Genomic DNA, 15,117 nt, shown 5'->3' with positions numbered 1-15,117 from the left:
TTCCCGACGGGCGGGTCGTGAGTCGCCTATCGGGGGACCGGGGTGAACAGGGCGGCGTCCAACGGGCCGGCCCCCCACCTGGGCTCCGGGGTGGAGGTACGGAGTGGGGACGCCAAACCGAGGATCTCGGCTGTGCTCCGGGCGGCAAGGCCGTGCCAGAGGCGTGAGCGGCGGATCATCGCGTGGCGACCGCCGGGCATCCGGACGCCCCGGACGCGGGCCCCGGCGGCCTCGGCGCGGCGGAGGTACGCCCAGGTGTCGGTGGCGGACGTGATCGGGTCGGCCGGGTCGTGGAGGGCGATGACGGTGCGGTGGCTCAGGTGGGTGACCGGCTCACCGGGAGGGCACCAGGGGGCGAGGGCGACGACGCCCCGGACGTGCGGAGCGTCGGCGGCGCGCAGCGCGGCTCGGGCGCCCATGGAATGCCCGAGCAGCACCACGGGCAGAGGGCCGGCCATGTCGGCAAGTTCGGCCAGCGCCCGGCGCGTGTCGGGAACGGGGTCGGCGCGCTCCGCGTTCCAGCCGCGCATCCGGTAGCGGACGTACCCGATGAGGATGTCGGCGTGGCGGGGGTCTTCGCCGAGCACCCGGGCGAAGGCTCTCATCCTCAGGTCGGGCAGGTTGAGGGCCGACGGAGGTGCGAGTGAGTCGGCGCGTCCGCCGTGCAACAGCAGTACCGCGCCGGCCGCGGGCAGGAACCGGGGCTCGGGCACATGCAGAGCACGGAAGGTCCCGCTTCGGTCGGGTTCGCTCATGTCGTCTTCTCCGGCGCGCGGCGAGGGGTTTTACGGGGTGGCAAGGGGAAGAAGCCGCTGGTGCGGGCCGCGTATGCGGCGTGGCCGGGGCGGTGGTCCATGTATCTCTCCAGGAGGCGACGCTCGCCACTGCCGACGGTGAGGAGCAGGGTCATCAGGACCGGCGAGACGAGGACGGCGAGGGCGAGCCGCCAGGTGGTGCAGGCGAGCAGGTTACCGGCCCCACCAGACAAGGCTGTCGCCGAAGTGGGTGCCGTTCACGCTGTGATCGCCGGGTGGTACCAGGGGGCGGAGGTGGCGGGCATGCCGGACGCGCCGTCGCGGGTGTTCCGTACGGCGAGGATGTGGTCGACGCCCATGCGGCGTTCGGTGAAGGCGAGCGAGGCCCCGGCGAGGTAGAGCCGCCATACGCGGGCCGTGGTCTCCCCGACCAGGTCCTCGACGTCGCTCCAGCGCCGTTCGAGGGTGGCGCGCCAGGCGTCGATGGTGGTCGTGTAGTGCTCGCGGAGGGATTCGGTGGAGCGGACCTCCAGACCGGAGCGTTCCAGCAGGTCGACGGTGCGGCCGACGGGGCGCATGTGCATGTCGGGGGCGATGTACGTCTCGATGAAGGCGCCGCCGCCGGGCGCGTGGGCGCCGCGGGACATCTGTTGGATCAGCAGCCGTCCCCCGGGGCGCAGCGCGTCGTGCAGTTTCGCGGCGAAGGCGGGGTACTCGGCGTCGCCGACGTGCTCGCCCATCTCGATCGCGGCGGCGGCGTCGTAGCCACCGCCGTCGATGTCGCGCCAGTGCCGCAGCTGGACGTCCACGAGGTCGGCCACCCCTTCGCGTGCGGCGCGCTCGGTGACGTGGGCGTGCTGGGCGCGGGAGAGGGTGACGGCGGTGACACGGGCTTTGTGTTCGCGGGCCGCGTGGACGGTGAGGGAACCCCAGCCGCAGCCCACGTCGAGCAGCCGGTCCCCGGACCCGAGCCCGAGTTTGCGGCAGATCAGGTCGAACTTGTCTCGCTGGGCGTCGGCCAGGGTGTAGGCGGGGTCGTCGCGTCGGGTCCAGTAGGCGCAGGAGTACGCCATCGTCTCGTCCAGCAGAAGGGCGTAGAAGTCGTTGGAGAGGTCGTAGTGGTGGCTGATCCCGGCGCGGTCCCGCGCGACGCTGTGCAGGCCGCCGGTCAGGCGGGCCCGCCCGCCGGGGCGCCTGGGGGGCGGACCGGCCGCGCCCAGGCGCGCGGCGAGGGCGGCGGCTGAGGCCAGGGCGGCCGGGCCCGGGCGAGCCGGGGAGCGGTCGCGGACGCTGCGGCCCGCATGGGAGAGGGCGTCGGCCAGGTCGCCTTCGACGTCCAGGTCTCCGGTGATGTACGCCTCGGCGAGCCCGAGTTCGCCGGGCTGCCACATCAGGCGGCGCAGGGCCGCGGGTGAGCGGAGGATGACGAGGGGCGCGTCGGCGGGGCCCGACTGGCTGCCGTCCCACGCGCGGATCCGGACGGGGAGGGGGCCGGGGACGAAGTGGCCGAGGAGCTGGGCGAGTCGGTCGGCGGCGGGCCTCATCGGTGGGTCCTTTCGGTGAGGAGGAGCTGGCGGATGTCGAGTTGACGGGAGCGGAATCCGGCCTCCGAGGAGGCGAGGCAGAACTCGCGCATGCGCTGGAAGAGCGGGTCGAAACCAAAGCCGAGGCCGAGGAGGCCGAGGCGGAGGCGGAGACCGCGGGTGGTGGAGCGGTTGGCGGCGGAGCGTTCCCGCCACGGGCTCAGGGTCTTGGCGTAGTGGTCTGCGTAGCCGTTGTCGGCGGCGGCCGGGCCGGTGGCGGTGGCGGGCCCGACGGCGGAGTGCTCGGCGGCGAGGGTGCCCGCCACCCCCGAACCGTTGACCGCCTCTGTCCGGTCCCGCACCACAACCGCTCCCGCCACTCGACACGCCGCCAGGCCGCTGCGTTTCACCCGTACTTCGCAGCGGCCCGGCGGCCGGATTGGAGGAGATCCGCGAGGAGCTCGGCCACCACGGCGGTGACGTGCCTCCGGTGCAGGCGGCCAGTGGCGGTGAGGATGAAGACCGCCCGGGCGGCCCGAGGCTCGGTTCGGGCAGCTGGGGGTGGTGTCGCCCAGGGGGTGCCGGTATCAGGCTGGAAGGGTCATCAGGAGCAGGGGGTCGGTGGTGGGCTGGGGGGATCCTCCGAAGGGTTCGAGGGTGAGCCCGACGGCGCCCGCGTCGGCGGGGTTGCCGGTGAGGATGACGGTTCCGTCGTGGTCGATGAGTCCGGCGGGACGCATGGTGCCGTCGTGGTCGAGCCACAGCTGATAGGTCTTGCCCTCTCCTGGTGCGGGGAGGTTGGCGGCGGTGAAGACGGCCTTGTTCTGCCGGTCGGAGGCGACGACGGTGGTCAGGGCGCCGTTGGCGGCCCGCCCGTGGACGGTGCGCGCGTCGGGTGCCGCCAGAACCGTGCTGATCGTGTCGAGTCGCTGCTGGGCCTGGCGGGTCTGTGCCTGGAAGTCCTCACCGTTCTGCGTCTGCCACACGGCGATGCCGCCTAGGGCGGCGGTGGCAACGCCGGCGGCCAGCGCCAGGGGCACGGCCCGGCGGCGCAGCATGCCGCCCACCGCCGGGGCGGACGCGGTGGCCACGGTCGCGGGCACGCGGGGTGGCAGTTGGCGCACTTCGTCGATGGCGGCCAAGACCTGCGCTTTGGCGGAGGCGGGCGGTGGCTGGGCGACGCCTGCGGCCAGGCGGGCCGCGGTGGCCCGGAACTCGGCGGCTTCCTGCCGACAGGCCTCGCAGACCTGGAGGTGGGCGTCGAAGGCTTGGCGTTCGCCGTCTTCAAGGGCGTCGAGGGCGTAGGCGGCGGCGAGGGCGTGGAGGTCGGAGCGGTGCTGGTTCATGGGGTCACCCCCATGCAGTCGCGGAGCCGGATGAGTCCGTCGCGCATGCCTGTCCTGATGGTGGGAAGCGGCGTGTGCACGGTCTCGGCGACTTCACGGTAGGTCAGCCCCTGGTAGTAGGCGAGGGTCACGGCCTGGCGCTGGAGCTCGGTCAGGCCGCGCAGACAGCGCCGTACCTGCTCGGATTCCAGGCGGGTGTCGGCCTGCTCGGCGATCTCGTCGGCGGTGGTGGTGAGCGCACGGGCCGCCTGGGCCTGCTCACGGTCGGTGGCGGCCTGGGCGGAGCGGACCCGGTCCACGGCCCGGCGGTGGGCGATGGTGGCCGCCCACGTGGTGACCGAGCCGGCTTCGGGCCGGTAGCGGGCGGCCTGCCGCCACACGTCGACCATCACCTCCTGCGCGACCTCCTCGGACTGCGCCCGGTCGCGAACGACCTTGAGCACGATGCCGAACACCGTCGGTGCCAGGGCGTCGTAGAGCGCGGAGAAGGCGTCTTGGTCGCCGCGGGCGACGCTTTCCATGATGGAGGGCAGGTCGCGGCGGGCGGGGTCGGAGGGACGGCCGGTGTTGAAGGGGATCGGTTGGTTCACCTGCGGGGCTCCGGCTGTGGCCAGGAGGCGAAACGGCCGACTGGTGGGGCCGTCGGGGGTCGGGGCGTCCATCGCATGCCGTTCCTCGTGTCGTCGCTGCTACGGGGGCCGGACCGCCCCCGAGGACGGTCCGGTTTCCGGCAAGCCTGCGCGTCTGTCTCGCCTGTTCTTCGTAGCCGACGTATCTGCGGATGGGAGGAGGCTTCGTCAGCTGCGCAAACCGCTACTAACCCGTCGGGGGGAACCGGCGGGATGAGACCAAGCCGCCGGGAGGGCTGTGGCGAAGAGCGGGTGTGCGGGAGCCCGTAGGTGTTCACGGGATCTCTCACCGGCCGCGCGGGACCTCCGCGCGGCCGTACACCCTCACGGGGAGGTACGGAGACATGATCGATCCGCGACGAGGTCCGGGCCTGGCCCCGGCAGCGGGCGCGGTCGTGTCGGCCGGCGCGGTCGTGTTGGCGGGCGCGTCGGTGGCGTCGGCCGACGTGGGCGCGCAAGGTGTGAGCTCGTACGCGCCGGGCGTGGCCTCGTACGCGCCGGGCGTGAGCTCGTACGCGCCGGGCGTGGGCTCGGGCAAGCTCCTCCAGGTGCCGATCCACGTACCCGTCAACGCCTGCGGCAACAGGGCCTCATCGGCCTGCTGGACCCGTCCTTCGGCAACGCCTGTGTCGACACCTGACCGTCTGCCGTGAGCAGAGCTCCGGTCCGGCGCCCGCAAGACGGGTAGGCGCCGGCCGGTGACCCGACCCGGCACGGGGCCGGGCGCGGCCCTGGGGGCACGCTGCGCATCACTCCCGTGCCGGGCGGGTCGGCTGCGGGTGGCTGTCGGGACAGCCACCCGCAGTTCCCCTCTTCACCCGTCCTGCCAGGTGACGACCGCGACGACCTGCTTCCCACAGTCCCAGCGGCTGACGAACAGGTCCGCCCCGAGAGCCCGGACGATGTTCAGACCGCGCCCGCCCGAACCGATCCGCCGTGCCCCGACCCTCGAGCGGCGGCCCGAAAGGCCGGGTGAGCCGTCGCTCACGGCGATGCCCGCCCGCCCCGCCTCCAGACTGAGCGTGAGCGCAAACGGGCCGTCGGCGTGCAGGACCGCGTTGGTGACCAGCTCGGAGACGATCAGCACGAGGTCCTCGGCAACCGCACGCGGGCAGAGGGCCGGCTCGGAAGCCAGTATCCGTTCCACGCTCCGGCGGGCGTGCCGGGCAGCCTGCGCATCGGGCGGGAGCGGGAGGTGCAGCGTGGGCGGACACCTGCGGGACGCGATGACGGTGTCCATGATCATTCCTCACGATCGGTGCCACCCCGCGCCCCGGACGGGACGCCGGGCAGGTACGGAAGAGGAGTGGGGTTCCGGTGGTACCGGAACCCCACGACGCCCTGGTGCGCGCTACCACTTGTCGTGGCAGTCCCAGTGGGCGGGAACCCAGTGATCGACGTAGTGGCCGGGCACCCAGTGCTGCTTCCAGTAGCCCTTGCCCCACCATCCGTCGTGCCACTTCCCGTGGTGGTCCTGGTAGCTGTGGTGCCAGGTTCCCTGGTGCCACTTCCACTCCCAGTGCCCCTTGACCCACTTCTCGGCCCACTGGCCCTTCACCCAGTCGCACCGCTCGTGCCGTTCCCACCGGTCGTGACGGTGGTCCCGGTCTCCGGTGACCGCCGAGGTCGCCGCCGACGGCATCGACGCTGCGTTCGCCGTGGCGGAGACGCCCAGCACGGACGCGCCGGCCAGCAGCCCGGCCGACGCCGCCCCGGCGATCAGCCTCCGCACGTTCACGGACGCGGTCATCGCACTCACCTCCCTTGAATCCACTAGCTCGTGAAACTCGATGTGCTGCGGGCCCTTTCAAGAACCTCACGCGAAGGATTCGGTACGCACCGGCACAAGGATTGCGATTGGTGCCCAAATAGAGAGAATCGCCTGTTTTCGCCATGTCTCCGCGCACGGGGTACCCCGGCGGCCGGCGGAGGGGGCGCCCGTTCCGCAAGGCAACACCCGCGAGGAGTTCACTCTTTCGGAGGTCGCGCCAATCCGCCGGATGGAGGCTGCCGAATGACGGGTGTGAGCAGCTTCCGCAGCACCTTCTCCCGCGCAGCCCGCGGCGCACTGGCCGGAGTCCTGGCCGCGTTCACGGCACTGTCCGTGGCCGAGCTGGTCGCCGGACTGGTGCGTCCGGCGGCCGGACCCGTGACGGTCGTCGGGGGCGCCGTGATCGACCGGACGCCCCCGGCGGTCAAGGACTTCGCGATCCGCACCTTCGGTGAGGACGACAAGACCGTTCTGCAGCTCGGGATCCTCGCCCTCCTCACCCTCATCGCCCTCGGCCTGGGCATCCTCGCCCTGTCTCGTCGGCGGGTCGGCGCCGCGGGCGTGCTGCTCTTCGGGATCGTCGGCTCCGCCGCGGCCCTCGGCCGCCCGGACTCCACCGGCATGGGCGATGCACTGCCCTCGATCGCCGGAGCCCTCGCCGGGGCACTGGCCCTGTACGTCCTCGCGTCGAAGGCCACCGCCACCTCCGTTGACGGGGACGGGGACGGCCAGGCGGGTGCCGAAGGGTGGAACAGGCGCGGTTTCCTCGCCGCGGCCGGCGTGACCGCTGTGACGGCGGCCTCGGCCGGGGCCCTGGGCCGGTACTTCGCCGGCCGCCAGGGCCAGGGCGCCGTCGCCTCCCGCAGCAGCCTCGTGCTGCCGGCGCCTTCGTCCCCGGCACCCGCGCTTCCGGCGGGTGTCCAGCTCAAGGTCGCGGACATCAGCCCCTTCACCACGCCCAACGCCGACTTCTACCGCGTCGACACCGCCCTGAGCGTTCCCAAGGTCGACGCGGCCACCTGGCGGCTGCGGATCCACGGCACAGGCGTCACCCGGCCCCGGACCTACACCCTCGCCCAGCTCTTGGCCCGGCCCCTCGTCGAACGCGACATCACCCTGACCTGCGTCTCCAACGAGGTCGGCGGCCCCTACATCGGCACCGCCCGCTGGCTCGGTGTCCGGCTCGCAGACCTCCTTCGGGAGGCGGGAGTCCGGCCACCGTCCCAGGGCGGGAAGGCGGACCAGCTGGTGGCCCGCTCGGTGGACGGGATGACCCTGGGTTCCCCGGTCGAGGACGTGATGGACGGCCGCGACGCGATCCTCGCCGTGGGCATGAACGGCGAACCCCTCCCCTTCGACCACGGCTTCCCCGTCCGCATGCTCGTCCCCGGCCTGTACGGGTACGTATCGGCCTGCAAGTGGATCACCGACATCGAGCTGACCACCTTCGACAGGTACGACCCGTACTGGGTCAAGCGGAAGTGGGCCCGCAAAGCGCCGATCAAGACCCAGGCCCGCATCGACACCCCGAAACCCTTCGCACGCCCCGCCGCCGGCCCCGTCACCATCGCCGGCGTCGCCTGGGCCCAGCACCGCGGCATCACCCGCGTCGAGATCCGCGTCGACGACGGCCCCTGGCAGGACGCCGACCTCGCCCCGCAGGCCGGCATCGACACCTGGCGCCAGTGGTCCTACCCCTGGAAAGCCACGTCCGGGGGCCACACCATCACCGTCCGCGCCACCGACGGCACCGGAGCCGTGCAGACCGAACAGCGCACGCGGACCATCCCCGACGGAGCGAGCGGCTGGCACAGCGTCTTCGTCACCGTCCCCTAGACCACCCGTACGGGCCCCACGGCCCGCACCGGGCAGCACAGCCGACTTCCCGGAATCACCCAGAGAAAAGCCCCCGAGGAGCAATCGACCATGAACAGCATGAAGATCCGCCGCACCACGATCGCCGTCGCCGCGGCCGCCCTGCTGCCCTTCTCCCTCGCCGCCTGCTCCGACTCCGGCAGCGACACCAAGGCGGCCCCCACCGCCACTGCGGACGACGCGGCCAAGACGAGCGAGAGCACCCCCGCGGGCGATTCGACGACCGGCGACCAGCCCTTCGGCCCGGCCTGCGCGGGCGTGCCCAAGGACGGCGCCGGTTCCTTCGACGGCATGGCCAAGGACCCGGTCGCCACGGCCGCCTCGAACAACCCGGCCCTGTCGACCCTGGTCGCCGCCGTCAAGCAGGCCGGGCTGGTCGACACGCTCAACAACGCGAAGGACATCACCGTCTTCGCCCCGACCAACGACGCCTTCGCGAAGATCCCGAAGGCCGACCTCGACAAGGTCCTCGCCGACAAGGCCACCCTCACCCAGATCCTGACCTACCACGTCGTGGGCCAGAAGCTCACCCCGCAGCAGCTGGAGAACGGCAGCTTCGAAACCCTGGAGAAGGGCACGGTCACCACGAAGGGCTCCGGCGAGTCCTACCAGGTCAACGACACGTCCAACGTGGTGTGCGGCAACGTCAAGACCGCCAACGCCAACGTCTACATCGTCGACACCGTCCTGATGCCCAAGTAGCCCGTACGGCGGGGCGTTTCCGCCGACGGCCGGTGGCCCTGCGTCCTTCGGGGAAGGACGCAGGGCCACCGCTCTGACCGGCTCCGGTGCGAAGATCGGCCGGCCTGCCCGCCTGCCCGGCCCGGCGCGCTGGTCCCCCCTCGGGACCCCGTGCCAGGGCCGGGCGCCCGGGGGCGGGGCGCGGCTACTTCTGGTTGATGGGCAGGGCCAGGTCCGTGACCTGGTACTTGGTCGGGAAGTCGCCCTTGCAGGTGGCCTTGCCGGTCAGTACGTCGACCGCGTACAGGCGGTACGCGCCGGCGGTGCCGATGGCGGCGAAGCCGTGGTTCGTGCCGGCCGTCGGGTCGTAGGAGATGTCGAAGCCGGCGTCGAGGTCGGCGTTCACTCCCAGGCTGCCGGTGGGGGCGAGGGTGCCGACGTTGGCCGGGGACTGCAGGGAGATCCGGTCGGCCATCGTGTCGAGGTCGAACAGGGTCGTCGCGGTCGCGGCGTCGAGGTCGTTGTTGGTGTAGGCGGCGCCGGTGACGCCCATGGCGGTCGACGGCGGCATGGTGGGGTTGGTGAGGGTGCCGTCGACGGTGGTGGTCAGCGGGGCGGCCGCGTCGTCGATGTTGTGGCGCAGGTTCTGGCCGGTGTCGGAGATGATCCGCAGCCGGTTGGCGACGGGGTTGAAGTCCACGCCGAACGCGGTACCTGCCAGCGCGACGGTCAGCTGGGAGACCTTCATCGCCTTGGCGCTGGAGGTGTTCAGGGTGTAGATGCCGCCCTTGTCGCCGACACCGTAGAGCGCCTCGTTCTGGACGCGGAAGTCGATGCCGACGAGCTTGGTGTCGCCGGACAGGCCCGAGACCTTGCCCAGCGACCAGGTCTTGGACGGCTTGTCGACGTCGAACTCGACCAGGCGCTGGTCGCCGGTGAGTCCGATCGCGTGCAGGCTCTTGTGGGCGTGGGCGTGGGCGGGCAGGGTCTGCGACGGGCTGCCGGACGCCGCCAGGGCGGGTGCCGCGCACAGGGCGGCGAGCACGACGGCGGATGCTGCGGTCACGGTTCGGTTGCGCATGTTCTCTCCCGACACTCGATGCCTCGGTCAGGGTGACCGAGGCTTGCGGGGGATTCGCCACCGCCACCGCGGTGGACGGGGCTCCGGCGGGAAAGCCACCCACGCGGCTCAAGCATCGAAGCAATCGATGCTCCAGGCGGGTGGGCGTCGGCGCGTCGGGAGCCCGTTCGCCGTGCCGCGGGTGTCGGGCGTGGGGACGGTGCGCAGCTGGAATCGTCTTCGGGCCGGCAGCCGACGGACTGTCCGGACTCGAATCCCCGCCGCGCCAGGCCGTCTTCTTCGCGGGGGTCAACGTGGCCGCGGCCTTCTTCGGGGCCGACATCTCATGCACCGTGGCCGGCCCGCCGGCCCCACCGCAGCACTCCCGCGGCGCCGGCGACAGATCCTCCAGCGAAGCCGCTCAGGTCCACCACGGGCGCAGCCGACCCCGCCGGCGCCTCCTCGTCCTCAGGCGCCGAGGGCGCCCCGTGCTCCGCCTTCCATCAGCCCGTCTCCGCCGTGTTCACCGTGGCCAGGCGCCGGTTGTATTGGATCACGTCGTACCTCTGGTCGCCGGTGACCACGGCCTCCGGGCGCGTGGGAGTGGCGGGGAAGAAGTCGTCGGCGCCTACCGGAGTACGAGCAGCCACGTACGCCTGCCCCTGAGGGAACCCGTACATGTCGAACCGCGTCTGTGCCGACGCCGGCAGTCCCTGGGGGTACTCGCCCGTTCGGGGGTAGGCCGTCGTGTACACCGAGACCTTGGCCCCGCTCGCGGGACGGACGATCCGCGCGTTCGGGACGGGGCGGGTGTTCCTCCCCGCCGGGTTGTGGATCCATCCCTTCCGCCCGCCGAACCAGATGGCCGTCCAGTCCCCGCGCACGTCGGCGACCACGAACTCCTGTCCCCACACCACCGAGGCCCCCCAGTCCTCGATGCGATCGCTTCCCGCCGAGCCGTCCGGGCGGAGGGCGAGGTCGGGGACGAGCGGAGCGTCGGCGCGGGGCTCCGTGTGGACGTAGAGGAGGTTCGAAGGCTGCGTACGGGACCGGCACGTCGGGGAACACACCGTCACCGTCTGGGCGTTCTCGGCGAACGTCGGGGCGATCATGACCGCCTGTCCGACGCCGGCGTTCCCGCCCGTCTCGCCTCCCCCGGCCCCGCGCTCCCGGCGCTGATCGGCGTCGAGGAGAGCCATGAACCTCTCCCAGTCCCAGTACGGGCCGGGGTCCCAGTGGGCGTCCGGCGCTCGGGCCGGCCTGGGCGGAAGGACGTTGTCGTGGCCGATGATGTGCCGGCGGTCCAGCGGCACGTGGAAGCGTCGTGCCAGGTACGCCACCAGGGTGGCGGTCGCCTTGTACTGGGCCGGAGTGAACCAGGTGGGCCCCTGGGCGGCGTACCCCTCCATCTCGATGCCGATGCCGTGCAGGTTCATCCAGTAGTTCCCGGCGTGGAAGGCGATGTCCTTGGTGGCGACCATCTGCGTCGCCGCGCTGCCGTCGGCCTTCATCACGTAGTGCGCGGAAACCCCGCTGACGGGGTCCTGGAACCAGCTGATCCCCCCGTCGTAGGACCCTTCGAGGTCATGGATGACGATGAAGTCGACGTCCATGCCGTTCGAGTCCCGCGTGGACACCTGGTAGTTCGAGGCGGCGGCGGGCGCGAACCGGCACTTCAGCTCGGCGGGGCACTCCGGTACCGCTGCCGCGGCCGATGCCCGCAGTCCCAGGGTCGCGAGCTGCGCCCTCGCCGGACGGGTGGACGGCGCCTTCGTCAGGGAAACCCTCTGGCCGTCCTTGCGCACCTTCTGCCTGCCGGAGCGGATCACCGCGAACACGCCATCGGCGAACCGTTCCGCCGCGGCGGTGTCGCCGGCCTGGCTGTAGCGCGCCACGGCCCCGTACCAGCTGCCCGGGTCGGTCGGCATCTCACGGGTGACCCGGCGTTGGTACGAGGCGAGGAGTGCGGCGCCGCCTCGAAGGTTCTGCAGCTCGTCCCGCTGGAGAGTCGAGGACGGGACGCCGATCATCGCGGCGGCAGTCTGCAACGTGTGCTCGGACGGGTCGTCGGTGCCCGTGGCGTCCACGGGCCCCTCGCCCGGACGATGGGCGTACGTCCCCCCGGACGTCGTGTCCGTCAGGTGCATGGGTCCGTAGCCGCCCTTGGTGCTGGGGCGGCCGTCATTGGCCTCCCACCACGAGGACTCGTAGCTGACGCCGAGGAGCACTTCCTTCGGTACGCCGAACTCCGCCGCCGCCTGCTCGGCCGCCCGCTCGAAGCCGCCGGGTGCGGCATCGGAGGGCTGGGCGTACCCAGCGGTGGCACAGCCCCAGATGAGGGCCACCGTCGCTCCCACGGCGCCGTACGTCCGGCGGCCGTGGCGCCCGTGTCTTCTGGTCACACCATGTCCATTTCGCTGTGGCGGTCGTGGCTCGGTCCAGGGCCGACGCTGCGGCCGTCACAGCGAAATGGACGGAGGCCGCCCGGTCCCCCCGACACGCCCGACACGCACAGCCCGTCACCGCGCCGGAGCAGCGATCCCACCCGAGCGGCGGCGGCCGTCGTCGCTGGAAGCGGCCCGATGCACGCGTCGTCGAGGAGTACCGGGATTACGGCGCCGACCTCACAGGCGAGGTCCCGCCGGCGAGCAAGGTCGTCCCGTTCGACGAGTACGTCGAAGCGCTCTCGAAGCGATCGTCGTCCCGGGAGGCGCCGCACCCGGCGGGCGTGGCGGCGTGGGAGAAGCGGGAGATGCGCACCGAGGACCGCCCAGGCCCGCTCGGGGGTGGGAGGTGGGCGCGTCGGGGTGCCGGGTAAGTGGGCGGGTATGCCGTGGCACGTACACCGAATGGTGCAGCCGGGCGGAGTGACGACACCGACCGGTGTACGACACGGTGCCGCATCGGGACGACGCGGCTGCCCAAGCCACCTCCGTAGGTTCGGGATCACCGGAACGACAGCGAGGAGGATGGCATGACGGCGACGAACACGGCTTGGGCCGCGGGGGTACGGACTCCGCTCGCCCTGATCGGCATCGGGGCCCTGGCGATGGCCGCGGTGGAGACGCTCAACCCGCGGTACGAGCTGGTGAGCGAGACCCTCAGCCGGTACGTACACGGCACGGCCGGCTGGCTGGTCCCGGCGGCTCTGCTGGCCGTCGGCACCGCCTCCGCCATCCTCGCGGTACGGCTGGGGGCCGGCACACGGCGGGCGGGTCGGGCCGCGCTCGCGGTGTGGGCGGCGGGCATCCTGGTCGCAGGATTCTTCCCGGCGGACCCGCCCGGCAACTGGAGCCACCCCTCCCTGTCCGAGCTCGTCCACGGCAACGCCGCCTTCCTCGCCTTCGCCGCCCTGCCCACCGCAGCCATGCTGCTCCGCGGGACGCTCGTGGCCAGGCGGCCAGGCCTGCGAACGGCCCTGAACACTTCGACCGTGGCCACGGCCACGGCAACGGTCGTGCTCGCGGTCTTCCTGACCGACGTGATGAGCGGCGGGCCGTCACTCAGGCTGGGCGGCGCCCCCACTCTCGTGGGCCTCGCCGAACGCCTCGTACTCGCAGTGGACTTCGGGTGGATCGCGCTCGCACTGGCGGTGGTGGGCACATCCTCGGAGCGGGAGCAGAACCGTCGTGGATGATCGGTGCATGGAACCACCCGCCGTTCGTGCTCCCGCCGCCCCCGGCTCGGTCCGGCTCGTCGACCGGCTCCTGGCGGCCGGCACCTTCTTTGCCGTCCTGGCCGTCACCGCACGGCTCGGCGGTCGCCTGGACGCCGCGGGAACCCTGCCGCTCGCCCTATGGCTCGGCGCGCTGCTGCTGACGCGCCGCCGGTGGCCGCTCGCCGTGCTGTTGCTCAGCGTGCAGGCCGTCGTCGCGTTCCGCACCGCCGGACTCACCGACGCGGGCTGGGTGTGGCCGGTCTCCGCCGCGTATGCCGCCCTTGCCGCGGACGACCGGCCCGGACGCCCAGGTCTGCCGTGGGCGGCCGGCATCGGCCTGGCCGAACTGGCCTTCGCCGGAGCCTGGGAGACGAGCGCCGGGGGCTCCACCCCGCGCGAGGCCCTCGGCTCCCTGGGTACTGAGGCCCTGTGGCTCGCGGTGCTCCTCGCCGCCGCCACCGCGTACCGCAACCGGCTCCGCTGGCGCGCCGAACTCGACGAACGCCTCCTGCAAGCCGCGCGGGAACGAGACCTGGAAGCCGGGCAGCGGATCGCGGAGGCCCGGCTGGACATCGCCCGGGAACTCCACGACGTCGTCGGGCACACTCTCACCGTGGTAGGACTCCAGCTCCGGGTCGCCGCCGAGGCCCTGGACGACTCCCCGGACGAGGCGCGCAGCGCCCTCGCCACCGCGCAGCAGGTCCGCGCAGAGGCCCTGCGCGACCTCCACGCGCTCGTCCACGTGCTGCGTGCGCCGGGAGAGGACCCACAGACGCCCGCGGCCGGGGTCTTCGAGATCGCGGCGCTCGTCGACCGTATGCGGTCACCGGAGCTGGACATCCGGCTGGAGACGGCGGGTGACCTCACGGCAGTCCCCGCGCCTGTCTCCCTCGCCGTCCACCGGATCGTCCAGGAAGCCCTCACCAATACCGCCCGCCACGCACAGGCGTCACAGGCCGAAGTCGGTATCCGGTGCGGCGATGGACAGGTGGAGGTGAGCATCGCCGACGACGGCCGGACAACGGCCCAGCCGCCCCGGAGAGCCGGGCACGGGATACGCGGGATGGACGAACGGGTCCGGGCACTCGGCGGACGCCTCCGAGCCGGACCGCACGCACAGGGCGAGGGATGGCTCGTGCGAGCCGCCATACCTGTGCCAGGCTTCCACCCATGACGATCAAGGTGCTCCTCGCCGACGACCAGGCCCTGGTACGAGCGGGATTCAGCAGCCTGCTCGCCCGATCCGAGGACATCCAGGTCGTCGGCGAGGCGGGCACGGGTGACGAGGCGGTCCGTGCGGCCCGCGCCGTCCGCCCCGACGTCGTCCTCATGGACATCCGCATGCCCGGCACGGACGGCCTCACCGCCACCCGGACGATCGTCGAGAGCCCCGAACTGGCGGATTGCCGCGTCATCGTCCTCACCACCTTCGAGACCGACGAGTACGTCTTCGCGGCACTGCGCGCCGGCGCGAGCGGCTTCCTCACCAAGGAGACCGAACCGGACGACCTGCGCCAGGCCGTCCGGGCGGTCGCGGCGGGCGACGCACTGCTGTCGCCGGGCGCGACCCGACGGGTGATCGAGCAGTTCGCGCACCGCCCGGCAACCCCGGCCGACACCGGCGAACAGCTCGCCGTGCTCACCCCGCGGGAACGCGAAGTGACCCGCCTGATCGCGACCGGCCTGTCCAACGAACAGATCGCTGCACAGCTCTTCATCAGCCCGTTCACCGCCAAGACCCACGTCACCCGCGCGATCTCCAAGCTCGGCGTCCGTGACCGCGCGCAACTGGTCATACTCGCCTACGAGACAGGCCTGG

The 15,117-nt window shown here is 72.3% G+C and carries 16 protein-coding genes and 1 pseudogene; 6 read left to right on the top strand and 11 right to left on the bottom strand.

Annotated features, from left to right (window positions below; all coding sequences use genetic code 11):
* Nucleotides 1-26: 26 nt before the first annotated feature.
* The 7 genes and pseudogenes from ABD981_RS12365 to ABD981_RS12335 form a co-directional block, all read right to left on the bottom strand.
* Nucleotides 27-755: an alpha/beta fold hydrolase gene (locus ABD981_RS12365; RefSeq protein ID WP_046908762.1), complete on the bottom strand. Its 729-nt coding sequence runs from the start codon at nucleotides 753-755 to the stop codon at nucleotides 27-29.
* Nucleotides 752-1,004: pseudogene (locus ABD981_RS12360) on the bottom strand (DUF1295 domain-containing protein); the annotation flags it as partial. The gene ABD981_RS12365 and the pseudogene ABD981_RS12360, both read right to left, overlap by 4 nt.
* 8 nt (nucleotides 1,005-1,012) lie before the next feature.
* Nucleotides 1,013-2,299 (bottom strand): SAM-dependent methyltransferase, encoded by a 1,287-nt coding sequence (locus tag ABD981_RS12355; protein ID WP_046908761.1) that lies wholly within the window; start codon nucleotides 2,297-2,299, stop codon nucleotides 1,013-1,015.
* Nucleotides 2,296-2,640, bottom strand: a complete 345-nt coding sequence (locus tag ABD981_RS12350) for a hypothetical protein (RefSeq protein WP_205628198.1) — start codon at nucleotides 2,638-2,640, stop codon at nucleotides 2,296-2,298. The genes ABD981_RS12355 and ABD981_RS12350 overlap by 4 nt, the downstream gene beginning before the upstream one ends.
* A 225-nt stretch (nucleotides 2,641-2,865) precedes the next feature.
* A complete protein-coding gene (locus ABD981_RS12345) occupies nucleotides 2,866-3,624 on the bottom strand; it encodes an anti-sigma factor (protein WP_046908759.1) in 759 nt (252 codons plus the stop codon).
* Complete coding sequence (sigK, locus tag ABD981_RS12340) at nucleotides 3,621-4,214, bottom strand: ECF RNA polymerase sigma factor SigK (protein WP_046908758.1); 594 nt, start codon at nucleotides 4,212-4,214, stop codon at nucleotides 3,621-3,623. The genes ABD981_RS12345 and sigK overlap by 4 nt, the downstream gene beginning before the upstream one ends.
* A 325-nt stretch (nucleotides 4,215-4,539) precedes the next feature.
* On the bottom strand, nucleotides 4,540-4,791 hold the full coding sequence (locus ABD981_RS12335) for a hypothetical protein (RefSeq protein ID WP_345529101.1): 252 nt from the start codon (nucleotides 4,789-4,791) through the stop codon (nucleotides 4,540-4,542).
* On the opposite strand from ABD981_RS12335, the gene ABD981_RS38900 reads away from it, so the two are divergent.
* On the top strand, nucleotides 4,685-4,906 hold the full coding sequence (locus tag ABD981_RS38900; RefSeq protein ID WP_425586405.1) for a chaplin family protein: 222 nt from the start codon (nucleotides 4,685-4,687) through the stop codon (nucleotides 4,904-4,906). The genes ABD981_RS12335 and ABD981_RS38900 overlap by 107 nt on opposite strands.
* Before the next feature lie 161 nt (nucleotides 4,907-5,067).
* Here the strand turns inward: ABD981_RS38900 and ABD981_RS12330 are convergent, their stop codons facing one another.
* Both ABD981_RS12330 and ABD981_RS12325 read right to left on the bottom strand, forming a co-directional pair.
* On the bottom strand, nucleotides 5,068-5,493 hold the full coding sequence (locus tag ABD981_RS12330; protein WP_165590955.1) for an ATP-binding protein: 426 nt from the start codon (nucleotides 5,491-5,493) through the stop codon (nucleotides 5,068-5,070).
* A gap of 111 nt (nucleotides 5,494-5,604) precedes the next feature.
* Nucleotides 5,605-6,003 carry a hypothetical protein gene (locus ABD981_RS12325; protein ID WP_046908756.1) on the bottom strand — a complete coding sequence of 133 codons (399 nt, stop codon included), beginning with the start codon at nucleotides 6,001-6,003 and terminating at the stop codon, nucleotides 5,605-5,607.
* Between the two features lie 264 nt (nucleotides 6,004-6,267).
* On the opposite strand from ABD981_RS12325, the gene ABD981_RS12320 reads away from it, so the two are divergent.
* On the top strand, nucleotides 6,268-7,860 hold the full coding sequence (locus ABD981_RS12320) for a molybdopterin-dependent oxidoreductase (protein WP_046908755.1): 1,593 nt from the start codon (nucleotides 6,268-6,270) through the stop codon (nucleotides 7,858-7,860).
* 90 nt (nucleotides 7,861-7,950) lie between these two features.
* The gene (locus ABD981_RS12315) at nucleotides 7,951-8,601 is read left to right on the top strand and encodes a fasciclin domain-containing protein (RefSeq protein WP_046908754.1); all 651 of its coding nucleotides are present in this window, start codon (nucleotides 7,951-7,953) and stop codon (nucleotides 8,599-8,601) included.
* Nucleotides 8,602-8,785: 184 nt separating this feature from the next.
* On the opposite strand, the gene ABD981_RS12310 is transcribed toward ABD981_RS12315, so the two are convergent.
* Together ABD981_RS12310 and ABD981_RS12305 are read right to left on the bottom strand one after the other, a co-directional pair.
* Entirely contained in the window at nucleotides 8,786-9,661 is an 876-nt protein-coding gene (locus ABD981_RS12310; RefSeq protein WP_046908753.1) for a DUF4394 domain-containing protein, read from the bottom strand.
* Nucleotides 9,662-10,143: 482 nt separating this feature from the next.
* The gene (locus ABD981_RS12305) at nucleotides 10,144-12,042 is read right to left on the bottom strand and encodes an N-acetylmuramoyl-L-alanine amidase (protein WP_046908752.1); all 1,899 of its coding nucleotides are present in this window, start codon (nucleotides 12,040-12,042) and stop codon (nucleotides 10,144-10,146) included.
* A gap of 572 nt (nucleotides 12,043-12,614) precedes the next feature.
* On the opposite strand from ABD981_RS12305, the gene ABD981_RS12300 reads away from it, so the two are divergent.
* From ABD981_RS12300 to ABD981_RS12290, 3 genes are all read left to right on the top strand, one after another.
* On the top strand, nucleotides 12,615-13,277 hold the full coding sequence (locus ABD981_RS12300; protein ID WP_123954615.1) for a DUF998 domain-containing protein: 663 nt from the start codon (nucleotides 12,615-12,617) through the stop codon (nucleotides 13,275-13,277).
* Nucleotides 13,278-13,284: 7 nt separating this feature from the next.
* The gene (locus ABD981_RS12295; RefSeq protein ID WP_123954614.1) at nucleotides 13,285-14,472 is read left to right on the top strand and encodes a sensor histidine kinase; all 1,188 of its coding nucleotides are present in this window, start codon (nucleotides 13,285-13,287) and stop codon (nucleotides 14,470-14,472) included.
* The coding region (locus ABD981_RS12290) for a response regulator transcription factor (RefSeq protein ID WP_345529097.1) at nucleotides 14,469-15,117 on the top strand (649 nt) is incomplete at its 3' end. The genes ABD981_RS12295 and ABD981_RS12290, both read left to right, overlap by 4 nt.

This window comes from Streptomyces showdoensis, from assembly GCF_039535475.1.
GTDB classification, from domain to species: Bacteria; Actinomycetota; Actinomycetes; order Streptomycetales; family Streptomycetaceae; genus Streptomyces; species Streptomyces showdoensis.
This window is presented reverse-complemented; position numbering and strand designations above follow the sequence as displayed.

Bases quoted from the DNA above. Each gene is read 5' to 3' on its own strand.
- ABD981_RS12365 (WP_046908762.1), bottom strand. From the start codon at position 755: ATGAGCGAACCCGACCGAAGCGGGACCTTCCGTGCTCTGCATGTGCCC.
- ABD981_RS12355 (WP_046908761.1), bottom strand. From the start codon at position 2,299: ATGAGGCCCGCCGCCGACCGACTCGCCCAGCTCCTCGGCCACTTCGTC.
- ABD981_RS12345 (WP_046908759.1), bottom strand. From the start codon at position 3,624: ATGAACCAGCACCGCTCCGACCTCCACGCCCTCGCCGCCGCCTACGCC.
- ABD981_RS12330 (WP_165590955.1), bottom strand. From the start codon at position 5,493: ATGGACACCGTCATCGCGTCCCGCAGGTGTCCGCCCACGCTGCACCTC.
- ABD981_RS12325 (WP_046908756.1), bottom strand. From the start codon at position 6,003: ATGACCGCGTCCGTGAACGTGCGGAGGCTGATCGCCGGGGCGGCGTCG.
- ABD981_RS12320 (WP_046908755.1), top strand. From the start codon at position 6,268: ATGACGGGTGTGAGCAGCTTCCGCAGCACCTTCTCCCGCGCAGCCCGC.
- ABD981_RS12315 (WP_046908754.1), top strand. From the start codon at position 7,951: ATGAACAGCATGAAGATCCGCCGCACCACGATCGCCGTCGCCGCGGCC.
- ABD981_RS12310 (WP_046908753.1), bottom strand. From the start codon at position 9,661: ATGCGCAACCGAACCGTGACCGCAGCATCCGCCGTCGTGCTCGCCGCC.
- ABD981_RS12300 (WP_123954615.1), top strand. From the start codon at position 12,615: ATGACGGCGACGAACACGGCTTGGGCCGCGGGGGTACGGACTCCGCTC.
- ABD981_RS12295 (WP_123954614.1), top strand. From the start codon at position 13,285: ATGGAACCACCCGCCGTTCGTGCTCCCGCCGCCCCCGGCTCGGTCCGG.